Source organism: Nocardioides sediminis (assembly GCF_003047295.1).
GTDB lineage: Bacteria > Actinomycetota > Actinomycetes > Propionibacteriales > Nocardioidaceae > Nocardioides > Nocardioides sediminis.
Map to the genome: position 1 here is coordinate 601,737 of NZ_PZYZ01000002.1, position 12,549 is coordinate 614,285.

The window sequence follows — 12,549 nt, forward strand, 5'->3', positions numbered from 1 at the left end:
CGTGGCCAGTCCCAGTGTGGGACGCCCCCGCCGCCCCTGACAGGGTCCTTGGACCCGATTGCCGCGACGGGCCCACGCCGTCGTCCGGCCGGGACGACCTCAGCGGTGCGCGGCCCGGACCCAAGGGTCGTCGACGGCCTCGGCGAGCCACCCGAGGTCGCTCGTCGCGACCACGGGGTTGCGCAACGTCCCGACCTCGTCCACGCCGATCTCCACGACGTCGCCGGGCAGCAGGGTGAGGTCGAGCCCGGGCACGACGCCGGTGCCCGTCGCCAGGACAGCGCCGTCGGGCAACGTGAGGGCGCGCCGCAGGTGGTCCACCAGGTCGGCGAGCCGGCGGTGCATCCGCGCGGTGCTCGTCCGGTCCTCCCACAGCGTGGTCCCGTCGCGGAGCACGCGGACGCGGATCCCGAGCGCCTGTGGCTCGGGCACCTCCCACGCAGGGCGGACACCGGGGGAGAGGGCGCACGAGCCGTCGTACACCTTGGCCTGCGGCAGGTAGAGCGGGTTGGCGCCCTCGATGTCGCGCGAGGACACGTCGTTGCAGACCGCGTAGCCCAGGACCTCGCCCGCAGCCGTGACGAGCATCGCGAGCTCCGGCTCGGGCACGGTGACCTCGCTGTCGGGCCGCACCCCGATCGGCTCGCCGTCGGTGACCACCCGCCACGCGGGGGCCTTGAAGAACAGCTCGGGCCGCGCGGCGTCGTACACCCGGGCGTAGACGTCCTGCGACGCGGTGGTCTCCTCGATCCGCGCGTCCATCGAGCGCTCGTAGGTCACGCCGGCGGCCCAGACCTCGGTCCGGCCGTCGACCGGCGGGAGCAGCAGCACGTCGTCGACCGCGCAGGCGTCGGCGAGCACCGCCCGCGAGGCCAGGTCGTGCACCTCGGCCACCTCCGCCCGGAGCAGCTCGGCGAAGGACGAGACGCCCGGGAGGGGCGCCACCGTCCCGCGCTCGAGCGTGCCGACGCGCGGTTGCGGTGCGTTCGGCTCGACGTAGCGGACCAGGTGCATGGGTGGCCTCTCGTCAGCTGCCGGTCGGGGCGGAGGTCGAGGTCGCCGTCCGGTCGGTGGCCCACGCACGTACGACGTCGTCGTGCTCGCCGAGCAGGGGCGGGTGGGTGTGGTCGGACCGGCCGGCCGGCTCGCCGTCCGTCGTCTCCAGACGGAGCGGGGGACCGGGGAGCTGCACCCGTCCGAGCGTGGGATGCTCCACGTCGACGAGCAGGCCTTGGCTCAGTGCCTGGTCCCAGGTGTAGACCTCGTCGAGCGTGCGGATCCGGCCCGCCGGGATCCCCGCCTCGTCGAGCCGGGCGAGCCACGTGTCGGCGGGGGCCGTCGCGAGGCGCTCCTCGATGGCCTCGACCAGCTCCGGCCGGTGCTCGACGCGCAGCCGCGGTGTGGTGAACTGGGGATCGTCGGGGTCGAGGCCCAGCAACGTGGCGAAGGTCCGCCACTGCTGGTCGTTGCCCACGGCGGCCTGGATCATGCCGTCGGCAGCGCGGAACGAGCCGTACGGCGCGATCGCGGGGTGGTGGTTGCCGCTCGCCCGCGGCACCTCGCCGGCCACCGTCCACCGCGTCCCCTGGAAGGCGTGGACGCCGACGACGGACGCCAGCAGGGAGGTGCGGACCACGGTCCCGCGCCCGGTCCGCGCACGCGCGGCGAGGGCGCTCGCCACGCCGAACGCGCCGTTCATGCCCGCGAGCAGGTCGGCGATCGGCACGCCGACCTTCGTGGGGTGCTCGGGGTCCGGTCCGGTCAGGGACATCAGGCCGCCCTCGCCCTGGGCGATCTGGTCGTAGCCCGCACGGCCCCCCTCGGGGCCGTCGTGCCCGAAGCCGCTGATGGAGAGCACCACGAGGCGCGGGTTGATCTCCGCCAGGCGGGAGACGGGGAAGCCGAGCCGGTCGAGCACCCCCGGGCGGAAGTTCTCGACCAGGACGTCGGCCCGGGCCACCAGGTCCGCCAGCGTCGCCGCGTCGTCCGGTGCCTTGAGGTCGAGCCGGACGGACTCCTTGTTGCGGTTGGCGCACAGGTAGTAGGTCGACACCGGGTCGTCGCCCGGCCCCACGAAGGGCGGGCCCCACCCGCGGGAGTCGTCACCGGTCGGAGTCTCGACCTTGATGACCCGGGCGCCCATGTCGGCCAGCATCATCGCGGCGTGCGGACCCGCCAGGGCCCGGGAGAGGTCGAGCACCACCGTCCCGGCGAGCGGGCCGCCGGGTACGTCGCCGACCGGGTCGCCGGGCACGCCTCCGTCCAGGCCGTTCACCGGCCTTCCCACGCCACCGGCTCCTTGCTGGCGAAGGCGGCGACTGCCCGCTGGAAGTCCTTGCTTCCGAACGCCCGGGCGACGATGTCGTCCCCGTCGGGGATGCTCGCCCGCCGGAACCGGCGGACGGCCTCCTTGGCCGCCCACATGGAGATCGGTGCGTGCCCGAGGAGGGTCTGCACGACCGCATCGGTCGCCGACTCCAGCTCGTCCTCCCCGCACAGCTCGGCGACGAACCCGGACGCGTGCGCCTCCTCGCCCGTGAGGAGCCGCGCGCGGAGCAGGAGGTCGAGCGCGACGGAAGGACCCACCTGCTGGAGCAGGATCGAGTAGTTGTTCATCGACAGGCAGTTGCCGAGCGTGCGGGCGATGGGGAGCCCGAACCGCGCCGAGGGGGTCGCGACCCGGAGGTCGCACACGCTCGCCAGGCCCAGCCCGCCGCCGACGCAGAAGCCGCGGATCGCGGCCACGGTCGGGACGTCGACGTCCTCGAGGCGGTTGGTGATGCGCGTGATCTTCTCCTCGTACGCGACACCGTCCTCGCCCTTGTCGAAGTCCGCGAACTGACCGATGTCGGTGCCGGCGATGAAGGCCTTGTCGCTGCTGCTGCGCAGCACCAGGACCCTGACGTCGGCGTCGGCGTCGGCGCGTTCGCAGGCGTCGTACAAGCCCTCGTACATCTCCCAGGTCATCGCGTTGCGCTGGCGCGCGCGGTTGAAGGTGACGGTCAGGACGGGGCCGTCCTGGTCGACGAGCAGCTGCGGGGCGTCGGTCATGGGTCACTACCTCCGGGGGGTGAGGTCGGACTCCTGCGCGGCGGCTGCACGCCGGTCACGCAGGAGGCGGGAGAAGATGGTCGGTGCGACCACCTGGAGCAGGGCCAGCACCAGCACGGTGAGGGCGATGGGCCGGTCGAGCAGGATCGCCAGGCTGCCGTCGCCGAGGGCCGAGGTCTGCACGAGTGCCTTCTCGAACAACGGACCGAGCACCAGGCCGAGCACGAGGGGCGCCATGGGGAAGTCCAGCCGCTTCATGCCGTAGCCGATGATCCCGAAGACGAGCACGACCCAGACGCTGAACATGCTGTTGGTGATCGAGTAGGCGCCCACGAAGCTGGTGAGCAGGATCAGCGGGTACATGTAGCCGTAGGGGACGCGCAGGATCTGGGCGAAGACCGGCGCCAGCGGCAGGTTCAGCGCCAGCAGGATCACGTTGCCGATGAAGAACGACGCGATCAGGCCCCACACCAGGTCGGGCTGCTCGTCGAAGAGCAGGGGACCGGGCCGGATGCCGTTCATCAGGAACGCGCCGAGCAGCACCGCCGTGGTGGCACCGCCCGGGATGCCCAGGGTGAGCGTCGGCACGAAGTTGGCGTTGGCGGCGGCGTTGTTGGCGCTCTCCGGCGCTGCCACGCCCTCGATCGCGCCCCGGCCGAACTCGTCCTTGCTCTTGGAGACGTTCTTCTCGATGCCGTAGGCCATGAACGAGGCCAGCGTCGAGCCCGCACCGGGCAGCACACCGAACGCGAACCCGAGGAAGCTGCCCCTCAGGATGGCGCCGCGGGACCGCATGATGTCGGCCTTGGTGATCATCAGCTCCCGGAAGCCGGCCCGGATGGGCCTGGCGGCACCCTCGTGGATCTGGTTGAGGACCTCGCCGACCGCGAACAGGCCGATCATCACCTCGACGAACGGGATGCCCGACAGCAGGTAGATGGAGTCGAACGTGTAGCGGGCGACGCCGGTGCCGGTGTCCACGCCGACGCAGGCGATGAGCAGTCCGACCAGCGCCATGAGCAGGCCCAGCACGCGGTTGTCGCCGGCGAAGCTGATGATGGTGGCGAGGCCCAGGACCATCACCGCCATCATCTCCGGTGGCCCGAACCGCAGCGCGAACTCCGCGAACGGCGGGGCCAGCAGGATCAGCAGGAGGAGCGAGATGATCGCGGCGACGAACGAGCCGATCGCGGCGATCGACAGCGCCGCACCGGCACGCCCGCGACGCGCCATCTGGTAGCCGTCCAGGGTGGTCACCACGCTGGCTGCCTCGCCCGGTGTGGAGATCAGGACGGAGGTGATCGTCCCGCCGTACTGCGAGCCGTAGTAGATGCCGGCGAGCATGATCAGCGCGGTGACCGGCTCGAACGCGAGGGTCAGGGGCAGCAGCACCGCGACACCGGTCGTGGAGCCGAGACCGGGGAGCACTCCGATGACGGTGCCGACGAAGACGCCGACGAAGCACCAGAAGAGGTTCTCGGGGGTGAGGGCCGTCTGGAAGCCCAGCATGAGGTTGTCGAGCACGGGTCAGCCTCCGATCCCGATCAGGCCGGTGGGCAGGGGAACCTCGAGGAAGACCGCGAAGACGAAGTAGACGACGGCGATGGACGTGGCGGTGATGGCGAGGGACGAGAGCCACGGCCGCCGCTCCACCACGATCGAGGCGAACAGGCCGAAGAGCCCCAAGGACCCGAGCAGCCCGAGGAGCGGGACGAGGAGGAGGGCGACGACCAGCGCGACCGTCACCATCTGCAGCTGACGCATCCGCTGGGCGGCCGTCCGGCCGAAGATGTCGAGCCCGGACCCGTCGTCGGCGTCCACGTCCCCGGGGCCGCCCGGGACCGGGGCGTCACCGACCACCGACTGGGCGACCTCGGCCAGGCCGTGGTCCCGGCGGGCGCGGTGCCCGAGGAGGGTGAGGACCAGCATCGTGCCCGAGATCAGCGCGATGAGTCCGCCGAGGATCGCGGGCACGAGGCCCGGGCCGACGCGGTTGCCCTCGTTGAGGAGGTCGTACTCGAAGGCCATCACGAAGGCGTAGCCGCCGACCGCGGCGAGGAGGCCGTACGCGACGGCCTCCTCGACCGCGATGCGGCGTTGCGACGTGGTCACTTGTCGAGGACCTCTTGCAGCTTGGTGTTGTTGTCCTCGAGGTAGGCCGCGAACTCGTCTCCGGCTGCCGTGTTGGGCTGCAGGAAGTTGTCCTCGACGTACGTCGTGTACTCGTCGGTCTCGATGGCCGCCTCCATCTGCTCGACCCAGTAGTCCTTCGCGGCGTCGTCGATGCCACCGGGGGCCAGGACGCCACGGAACTGGGCGAAGGAGACGTCGATGCCCTGCTCGCTGGCGGTCGGGATGTCCTTGAGCTCGTCGTACTCGTAGCGCTCGTCGGCGTAGGCGCACAGCGCCTTGATGTCACCGGACTCGAGCTGTCCGATCACCTCGCCGGGGTTGAGGGAGGCGATGTCGATCTGATCGCCGAGCAGCGCCGCGGTGAGCTCGCCGCCGGACTCGAACGAGACCCGGTCGAACTCGACCCCGGTCTGCTGCTCGGTGAGGGTGAAGACGACGTTGTCCAGGCCGGTCGCGCCGCTGATGCCGGCGACGATGCGCTCGGACTTGGCGGCGTCCACGACGTCGGTGCAGGTCTCGTAGGGGGCGTCCTGGGGAGCCACCATCAGGGTGAAGTCGTCGGCGATCTTCATGATCGGAGTGAAGTCCTCGTAGGTCCAGTCGACCGTGCCGCCGAGGGGGAGGGCCAGCAGCGCGGTCTCGGTGGCGAGGAGGTACTGGCCGTTGCCCGACTCGCCCAGGAACTGGGCGTACCCGACGGCGCCCGAGCCGCCGTCCTTGTTCTCCACGTTGACGTTGAGGTCGCCGTTGGCGGCCTCCAGGGCACCGGCCGTGGCACGACCGGCCAGGTCGCTGCCACCGCCGGCGGCGAACGGGACGAGCATGGTGACGTCGCCGCGGGGGCTGAAGTCGCCGCCCTCCTCGGCGCCACCGGCCCCGCCGCACGCGGCGAGGAGGGTGACCGCTGCTGTGGCGGTGAGGGTCGTACGGATGATGCGCTTCACGCGAGCTCCTTGGGTCGGGTGGTGCGGGGTTGTCAGCCGAGCTGGTGGGACTTCTGGGCGAGGCGTTCCTCGAAGCCGGGCACGTCGATGACGAAGCGCTCGTGCGTCCCCGACCCGATCTGCTCGACGTCGTCGCGGACGTCGATCGAGAACACGACGCGGCGACGGTCGACCTCGGTCACCGTGGCCGTCGCAGTCACGGTCTGGCCGAGCAGCGTCGCTGCCGTGTGGGCGACCTCGACCTTGGTGCCGACGCTGGCCTGGTCCTCGCCGAGGTAGGGCGCGAGCGCCTCGATGGCGGCCTCCTCCAGGAGGAGCACCAGGTTGGGCGTGGAGAAGATGTCGTAGTCGCCGCGGCGCGTCGTGTGCTGCTGCTCGACGGTGCGGGCCAGGACGCCTTCGGCTCCGGGGGCAAGGTCTTCCATCGGGTGCGTCTCCTCGGTTTCTGGATGGTGCTGGTCGGGTCGGGGTCGGGGTCAGTCGGTCGGCGGCTGCGGGGAGCCGGCGGGGCGGCGCGGCGGGGGAGCCGGGTGGTCAGGCTCGGCGACGACCCCTGCCTCGACGAGGGCGTCGACGTCGTCGCCCGAGAGGCCGGCCACGTCCTGGAGCGCCACCCGGGTGTGGGAGCCGAGCCGCGGACCGGCGGCGCCGCGACGTACGGGGGTGCGCGAGAAGCGCATGGGCGAGCCCAGCTGCCGCACGGGACCCATGACGGGGTGGTCCGCGTCCCAGAAGTAGCCGCGCTGGCCGAGGTGGTCGTCGTTGAACACCTGCTCGTAGTCGGCGATGGGAGCGCACGGCACGCCGGCGGCGTCGAGGCGCTCGACCACCTCGTCGGTGCGCAGCGTCGACGTGACGGCCTCGATGGCCGGGATCAGGGTGGGGCGGTGCGCGTGCCGGGTGCTGGCATCGCCGTACCTCTCGTCCTCGAGCAGGTCGTCCAGTCCGAGCGCCCGGCAGAAGCCCTCCCAGGTCTTGGGGGTCACCGCGCCCACCGTCACGTGCCCGTCGCTGGTGCGCACCGCCTGGTAGGGAGCCGTGCTCTGGTGGGCGGACCCGAGGGGGCCCCCGACCTCCCCGGTGGCGAAGTACTTGCCGGCCTCCCAGATCGCGAACGAGACGCCGGCCTCGAGCAGGGAGACGTCGAGGTGCTGCCCCTCCCCGTCCCGGTCGCGCTGGCGCAGCGCGGCGAGGACGGCCATGGCGACGTACATGGCGCACACGAGGTCGCAGATGGGGACCCCGATCTTGACCGGGTCACCGTCGGCGGTGCCGGTGATGCTCATCAGTCCGCCGCGGGCCTGCGCCATGATGTCGAGGCCGGGCAGCATCGCGAGCGGGCCGTCCTGCCCCCAGCCGGAGGCGGAGGCGTAGACCAGGCGCGGGTTGATCTCGCGCAGGTCGTCGTAGCCGAGGCCCAGGCGACGCATGGTGCCGGGGCGCAGGTTCTCGACCAGGACGTCGGCGCTCTGGACGAGCCGGCGGAACGCCGCCAACCCGTCGGGGTGCTTGAGGTCGAGACCCACCGACTCCTTGTTGCGGTTGAGCCGCGCGAACGGCGAGCTCTCGCCCTGCACGAAGGGACCGGTGGCGCGGACGGGGTCGCCCCCGGTGGACGGGTTCTCCACCTTGATCACGCGGGCGCCGAGGTCGGCGAGGTGCATCGTGGCGAAGGGCGCCGCCATGAAGGCGCCGACCTCGAGGACGACGATGCCGTCCAGCGGCGCGGCTCCGCCGGAGTCGGCTCGGGCTGCGGCGCTGGCGGGCGTGGTGTGGGCCATCGGCTGTCCGGTCTCTCCTCGGTCTGACGGGGGTTGATCTGTCGACCTGCGACGGCATACTGTCTACAGAACACAGACCAATGTGGCAAGGGTCACACCGAAAATCACCGAGCGAACGCTTCGACCGGACCGGACCACCGGTGCGGCGGAGGCCCGCGACGCAGGCGCTGGAGACGGTCCCTGCGAGAAGGTGACGACCATGAACTCAGACAAGGGAGCAGACGTGGACCGACGCATCGCCGCCCCGCCGACCATGTCCGTGCTCGCCGCGGAGGCGCTCCGCTCGATGATCCTCAGCGGCGAGCTGCTGCCGGGCGACCGCCTCCCGGAGAACTCCCTGACCGCGCAGCTGGGCGTCAGCAGGTCTCCGTTGCGCGAGGCCATGTCGGTCCTCGAGCAGGAGGGCCTGATCGTGCAGGCGCCCCGACGGGGCGCCATCGTGGCGCCCCTCACGGCCCACGACATCTACGAGATCTACACGTTGCGCGAGCAGCTCGAGGAGCTCGCGATCCGGCTCGGCGTGCCCGTGGCGGAGGAGGCTCGTCTCGACCGGCTGCGGGAGGCGTTCGCCCGCCTGGAGGCGGCGACGGGCGACGACCAGACGGAGCACACCCGCCTCGCCTTCGAGTTCCACCTGGCACTCGTCGGCCTCGCCGGGCACCGCCGCCTGGAGGAGTCGTTCCGCTCGCTCTCGCTCCAGATGCAGCTCTGCATGGCGATGAACAGGCGCGCCCGGGCGGGCCTGGAGACGATGAAGGAGGACGCAGCCCGGCACCGGCCGCTGCTCGACCTCGCCCTGGCCGGCGACCGCGACGGACTCCTGGTGGCGCTGCGCAACCACGGCCAGCGCACCTTCCTGCTCTACGCCGAGGAGCACGTCGACGGCCACTCGCCGGAGTCACGGGCCTGGTTCGCCGAGGTCAGGGCCCAGCTCGAGGGGTCGGAGGCCTCGTGACCACGACCGGAACCCCAGCCCTCGCCGGGCTGGAGGCCGCGATCGGCTGGGAGGGTCCGGGACGGGTCGACGTCATCGAGCGCCGCCACCTCGCCGACTACCGCCGGGCGACGGGGCTGGACCCGGAGGGGACCGTCGTCCCCTTGACCATCTGCGCCTGCTTCCTGTCCGAGCCGCCGCCGATGCCGGCCGCGGAGGCCTACGGCCTGGGCTGGATCAACGGCGGCGACCGCTTCGAGTACGCCGGGCCGCGCCTCGTCCTCGGGGACGAGCTGCGGTCACGACTGCGCTTCACCGCCGTGACCGAGAAGCAGGGGCGCAGCGGGTCGCTGGCGATCCTGACCTTCGAGACCGAGTTCACCCGCCCGGACGGCTCTCCCGCCGTGCGCCACGTCGGGACGAGGATCCGCCGATGACCGACGCCCCCGCCGAGCGCTTCGAGCGCACCCACACCGCCACCCTGCGCACGCTGGTCCAGTACGCCGGGGCCAGCGGCGACTTCTACGAGATGCACTACGACGTGCCGTTCGCGCAGGAGCGCGGGCATGCCGAGCTGTCCGTCCACGGGCTGCTCAAGACCGCGTGGCTCGGACAGCTCGTGGACGACTGGTTCGGCGGGCACGGACGGGTGGTCTCCTTCGAGGTCTCCTACCGCGACATGGACTACCGCGACCGGCCGGTCACCTGCGGCGGCGAGGTGACCCGCCGGCACGGCACGACGGTGGAGCTCGCGCTGTGGACCGAGGACGCCGACGGCCGCACCACGACGACCGGTGCCGCCGTGATCGAGCTCGACGACCACTCAGGGAGTGACGCATGACCTTGGACGAGATCAGGGCGCTGGCCGCACGGCTGGGGCACCCCGTCGTGACGGGCGAGCCCGAGTCGGCGGGACGGTTCGCGGACGGGCGCAGGTACCGCGTCGAGATCCCGAGCTGCGAGGGCCCGGCGGTGATGGCCGCGGTGCTCGACGAGGCGGGCCGGCGTGGCGTACGCGTCGACCGGGTGTCCCAGGGGAGCGGCATCATGATGCTCACCGACGACGAGATCCGGGAGATGGTCGGCCTGGGGGAGGAGCACGACGTCGAGGTGTGCCTGTTCCTCGGGCCGCGCAGCGCGTGGGACACCGGTGGACAGGCCAAGGTCGCCGGTGCCGTGGGTGGCGCCGCGCGCGGCAACGCCGCGGTCGCGGCCTCGCTCGCCGACGCCCGCCGCGCGTGCGACCTCGGGGTGCGCAGCCTGCTCGTCGGCGACCTCGGGGTCCTCGAGCTCCTCGGACGCCTCAAGGCCGAGGGCGAGCTCCCGGCCGACCTGGTCCTCAAGACGTCGGTGCTGATGCCCTTGGGCAACGGGCCGACCGCGGCGCTCTACGAACGGGTCGGCGCCAGCAGCCTCAACGTCTCGACCGACCTCACGATCTCCCAGCTCGCCGAGGTCCGCGGGGCGACCACCGCTCCCATCGACATGTACGTCGAGGTGCCCGACGACCAGGGCGGCCACGTCCGGATGTACGAGGTGGCCGAGGTGGTCCGCGTGGCCGCACCCGTCTACCTCAAGATGGGCCTGCGCAACGCGCCCAACATCTATCCGACCGGCGCCCACCTGGCGTCGCTGGCGACCGACCTCGGGCGCGAGCGGGTCCGCCGCGCCGAGCTCGTCCTGCGACTGCTCGCCGAGCTGGCGCCCGACCTCGTCGAGGCGCCCGGCTCCGTCCCGGCGTCGGCCGGGGTGCCGGCATGACCGGCCCGCTGCTCATCCCCCTGCGCGGCGCGACCCCCGTCGTCGAGCCCGGCGCCTGGCTGGCGCCCACCGTGGTGCTGGTGGGACAGGTGACCGTCCGTGCCGGCGCGAGCATCTGGTTCGGCTCGGTGCTGCGCGCCGAGGCCGGCACGATCGAGGTCGGCCCCGACGCCAACATCCAGGACAACTCGGTCCTCCACACCGACGACGGGCTGGCGCTGAGGGTCGGACGCAACACCTCCGTCGGTCACGGCGTCGTGCTCCACGGCTGCGTGGTCGGCGACGACGTGGTGGTCGGCATGGGGTCCCGGGTGCTCAACCGGGCCGTCATCGGCTCCGAGTCGCTGCTGGCGGCGGGCGCTGTCGTGCTGGAGGGCCGGGAGACCCCCGCACGGTCGCTGCTGGCCGGGGTGCCGGCCAAGGTGCGCGGTGAGCTCGACGACGACCAGGTCGAGTCGCTGCGCGAGAACGGCCGCATCTACCAGCTGCTCCGCGACGAGTACCGCTCGTCGGGGTCCGGGGAGGCGTGAGCGTGGGCGCGCTCCACGAGCTCGAGGCGGCGCTGCCCGCCGGCACGGTGGTCGTCGACCCGGCCACGGTGGACAACCACCGGCGCGACCGGGCCGACCTGTGCCCGGCCGGGACGCCGCTGGCGCTGGTGCGGCCGCGCACCACCGAGCAGGTCCAGGCCGTGATGCGCTGGGCGACCCGCCACCGGGTGCCGGTGGTGCCGCAGGGCGCCCGCACGGGACTGTCCGGGGGCGCCAACGCGGTCGAGGGGTGCCTGTTGCTGTCCCTGGCCGGGATGGACGCCATCGTCGAGATCGACCCCGTGGACCAGGTGGCCGTCGTCGAGCCCGGCGTCGTCAACGCCGTGCTGTCGCGGGCCGCCCTGGACGTCGGGCTCTTCTACCCGCCCGACCCCTCGTCGTGGGAGGAGTCGACGATCGGCGGCAACCTCGCGACCAACGCGGGCGGCCTGTGCTGCGTGAAGTACGGCGTCACCGTCGACTTCGTGCGGGGGTTGGAGGTCGTGCTCGCCGACGGTGAGGTGGTCCGGACCGGGCGACGTACGGCCAAGGGCGTGGCGGGCTACGAGCTGACCAAGCTGCTCGTCGGTTCCGAGGGCACGCTCGGCGTGATCACGCAGGCCACGCTGTCCCTGCGACCGGCACCGGAAGAGGCGCTGACCATGGTCGCGCTCTTCGACGCCGTGCCGCCGGCCCTGGAGGCGGCCATGGAGATCATGTCGTCCGGGGTGCGGCCCTCGCTGCTGGAGTTCCTCGACGGCCCCTCCATCGCCGCCATCCAGGCCTACCGCGACATGGGCCTGTCCGAGTCCGCGCAGGCCATGCTCCTGATGCAGTCCGACCGCGGCCCCCTCGCCGCCGACGACGTCGCGGCCATGGGCAGGCTGTGCGAGGAGCTCGGCGCCGTCGAGGTCGCCGTCGCCGGCGACCGGGAGGAGTCCGAGATGCTCCTCGCCGCGCGCCGGATGATCAACCCCGCCGTGGAGAAGGTCGGTGCCAGCCTCGTCGACGACGTGGCCGTGCCCCGGGCGCGCCTCATCGACCTGCTCGACGGCATCGCGCGGATCGCTGAACGGCACGACGTCCGGATCCTGTGCCCCGGGCACATCGGCGACGTCAACATGCACCCGCACGTGGTCTTCGAGCGCGGCGACGACGCCGCGGCGGCCCGGGCGGCGGACGCCTTCGGCGAGATCATGCAGCTCGCCATCGAGCTCGGCGGGACGATCACCGGTGAGCACGGCGTCGGGACGCTCAAGCGCCCCTGGCTCGAGCAGGAGCTCGGCGAGGTCGGCCTCCGGCTCCAGCAGCGCGTCAAGGCGGCGTTCGACCCGCTCGGCATCCTCAACCCCGGCAAGGTCGTGTGATCCGGTCCGCCGTCGCGCGGCCGGCACGGTCGCGCCCCCACGACAGCA

The 12,549-nt window shown here is 72.4% G+C and carries 14 protein-coding genes; 6 read left to right on the forward strand and 8 right to left on the reverse strand.

Features of this window, described 5'->3' with window-relative positions; translation table 11 throughout:
• Nucleotides 1-99: 99 nt before the first annotated feature.
• From DAI17_RS07625 to DAI17_RS07660, 8 genes are read right to left on the reverse strand one after another with little or no spacing between them, the layout of a single operon-like run.
• Entirely contained in the window at nt 100-1,014 is a 915-nt protein-coding gene (locus DAI17_RS07625; RefSeq protein ID WP_107772276.1) for a fumarylacetoacetate hydrolase family protein, read from the reverse strand.
• A gap of 13 nt (nt 1,015-1,027) precedes the next feature.
• A complete protein-coding gene (locus DAI17_RS07630; RefSeq protein ID WP_234412353.1) occupies nt 1,028-2,287 on the reverse strand; it encodes a CaiB/BaiF CoA transferase family protein in 1,260 nt (419 codons plus the stop codon).
• The gene (locus DAI17_RS07635) at nt 2,272-3,051 is read right to left on the reverse strand and encodes an enoyl-CoA hydratase (protein WP_107772277.1); all 780 of its coding nucleotides are present in this window, start codon (nt 3,049-3,051) and stop codon (nt 2,272-2,274) included. The genes DAI17_RS07630 and DAI17_RS07635 overlap by 16 nt, the downstream gene beginning before the upstream one ends.
• A 6-nt stretch (nt 3,052-3,057) precedes the next feature.
• The gene (locus DAI17_RS07640; protein WP_107772278.1) at nt 3,058-4,575 is read right to left on the reverse strand and encodes a tripartite tricarboxylate transporter permease; all 1,518 of its coding nucleotides are present in this window, start codon (nt 4,573-4,575) and stop codon (nt 3,058-3,060) included.
• 3 nt (nt 4,576-4,578) lie between these two features.
• On the reverse strand, nt 4,579-5,163 hold the full coding sequence (locus tag DAI17_RS07645; RefSeq protein WP_107772279.1) for a tripartite tricarboxylate transporter TctB family protein: 585 nt from the start codon (nt 5,161-5,163) through the stop codon (nt 4,579-4,581).
• The gene (locus tag DAI17_RS07650) at nt 5,160-6,128 is read right to left on the reverse strand and encodes a tripartite tricarboxylate transporter substrate binding protein (RefSeq protein WP_199904990.1); all 969 of its coding nucleotides are present in this window, start codon (nt 6,126-6,128) and stop codon (nt 5,160-5,162) included. The genes DAI17_RS07645 and DAI17_RS07650 overlap by 4 nt, the downstream gene beginning before the upstream one ends.
• A gap of 32 nt (nt 6,129-6,160) precedes the next feature.
• Nucleotides 6,161-6,553: a thioesterase family protein gene (locus DAI17_RS07655; protein WP_107772280.1), complete on the reverse strand. Its 393-nt coding sequence runs from the start codon at nt 6,551-6,553 to the stop codon at nt 6,161-6,163.
• Between the two features lie 51 nt (nt 6,554-6,604).
• Nucleotides 6,605-7,909, reverse strand: a complete 1,305-nt coding sequence (locus DAI17_RS07660) for a CaiB/BaiF CoA transferase family protein (protein ID WP_107772281.1) — start codon at nt 7,907-7,909, stop codon at nt 6,605-6,607.
• A 199-nt stretch (nt 7,910-8,108) separates the two neighbouring features.
• On the opposite strand from DAI17_RS07660, the gene DAI17_RS07665 reads away from it, so the two are divergent.
• From DAI17_RS07665 to DAI17_RS07690, 6 genes are read left to right on the forward strand one after another with little or no spacing between them, the layout of a single operon-like run.
• The gene (locus tag DAI17_RS07665; RefSeq protein ID WP_107772282.1) at nt 8,109-8,864 is read left to right on the forward strand and encodes a GntR family transcriptional regulator; all 756 of its coding nucleotides are present in this window, start codon (nt 8,109-8,111) and stop codon (nt 8,862-8,864) included.
• Nucleotides 8,861-9,280, forward strand: a complete 420-nt coding sequence (locus DAI17_RS07670) for an FAS1-like dehydratase domain-containing protein (RefSeq protein ID WP_159081411.1) — start codon at nt 8,861-8,863, stop codon at nt 9,278-9,280. Before DAI17_RS07665 ends, DAI17_RS07670 begins: the two co-directional genes overlap by 4 nt.
• Nucleotides 9,277-9,684 (forward strand): MaoC/PaaZ C-terminal domain-containing protein, encoded by a 408-nt coding sequence (locus DAI17_RS07675; RefSeq protein ID WP_107772283.1) that lies wholly within the window; start codon nt 9,277-9,279, stop codon nt 9,682-9,684. Before DAI17_RS07670 ends, DAI17_RS07675 begins: the two co-directional genes overlap by 4 nt.
• Nucleotides 9,681-10,604, forward strand: a complete 924-nt coding sequence (locus tag DAI17_RS07680) for a U32 family peptidase (RefSeq protein ID WP_107772284.1) — start codon at nt 9,681-9,683, stop codon at nt 10,602-10,604. The genes DAI17_RS07675 and DAI17_RS07680 overlap by 4 nt, the downstream gene beginning before the upstream one ends.
• Nucleotides 10,601-11,134 carry a gamma carbonic anhydrase family protein gene (locus tag DAI17_RS07685; protein ID WP_107772285.1) on the forward strand — a complete coding sequence of 178 codons (534 nt, stop codon included), beginning with the start codon at nt 10,601-10,603 and terminating at the stop codon, nt 11,132-11,134. Before DAI17_RS07680 ends, DAI17_RS07685 begins: the two co-directional genes overlap by 4 nt.
• 2 nt (nt 11,135-11,136) lie before the next feature.
• Nucleotides 11,137-12,501 carry an FAD-binding oxidoreductase gene (locus DAI17_RS07690; RefSeq protein WP_234412355.1) on the forward strand — a complete coding sequence of 455 codons (1,365 nt, stop codon included), beginning with the start codon at nt 11,137-11,139 and terminating at the stop codon, nt 12,499-12,501.
• Nucleotides 12,502-12,549 lie beyond the last annotated feature (48 nt).

Excerpts from the sequence above, each read along its gene's own strand:
- DAI17_RS07625 (WP_107772276.1), bottom strand. The coding sequence starts at position 1,014 with ATGCACCTGGTCCGCTACGTCGAGCCGAACGCACCGCAACCGCGCGTC.
- DAI17_RS07680 (WP_107772284.1), top strand. The coding sequence starts at position 9,681 with ATGACCTTGGACGAGATCAGGGCGCTGGCCGCACGGCTGGGGCACCCC.
- DAI17_RS07685 (WP_107772285.1), top strand. The coding sequence starts at position 10,601 with ATGACCGGCCCGCTGCTCATCCCCCTGCGCGGCGCGACCCCCGTCGTC.
- DAI17_RS07660 (WP_107772281.1), bottom strand. The coding sequence starts at position 7,909 with ATGGCCCACACCACGCCCGCCAGCGCCGCAGCCCGAGCCGACTCCGGC.
- DAI17_RS07655 (WP_107772280.1), bottom strand. The coding sequence starts at position 6,553 with ATGGAAGACCTTGCCCCCGGAGCCGAAGGCGTCCTGGCCCGCACCGTC.
- DAI17_RS07665 (WP_107772282.1), top strand. The coding sequence starts at position 8,109 with ATGAACTCAGACAAGGGAGCAGACGTGGACCGACGCATCGCCGCCCCG.
- DAI17_RS07635 (WP_107772277.1), bottom strand. The coding sequence starts at position 3,051 with ATGACCGACGCCCCGCAGCTGCTCGTCGACCAGGACGGCCCCGTCCTG.
- DAI17_RS07675 (WP_107772283.1), top strand. The coding sequence starts at position 9,277 with ATGACCGACGCCCCCGCCGAGCGCTTCGAGCGCACCCACACCGCCACC.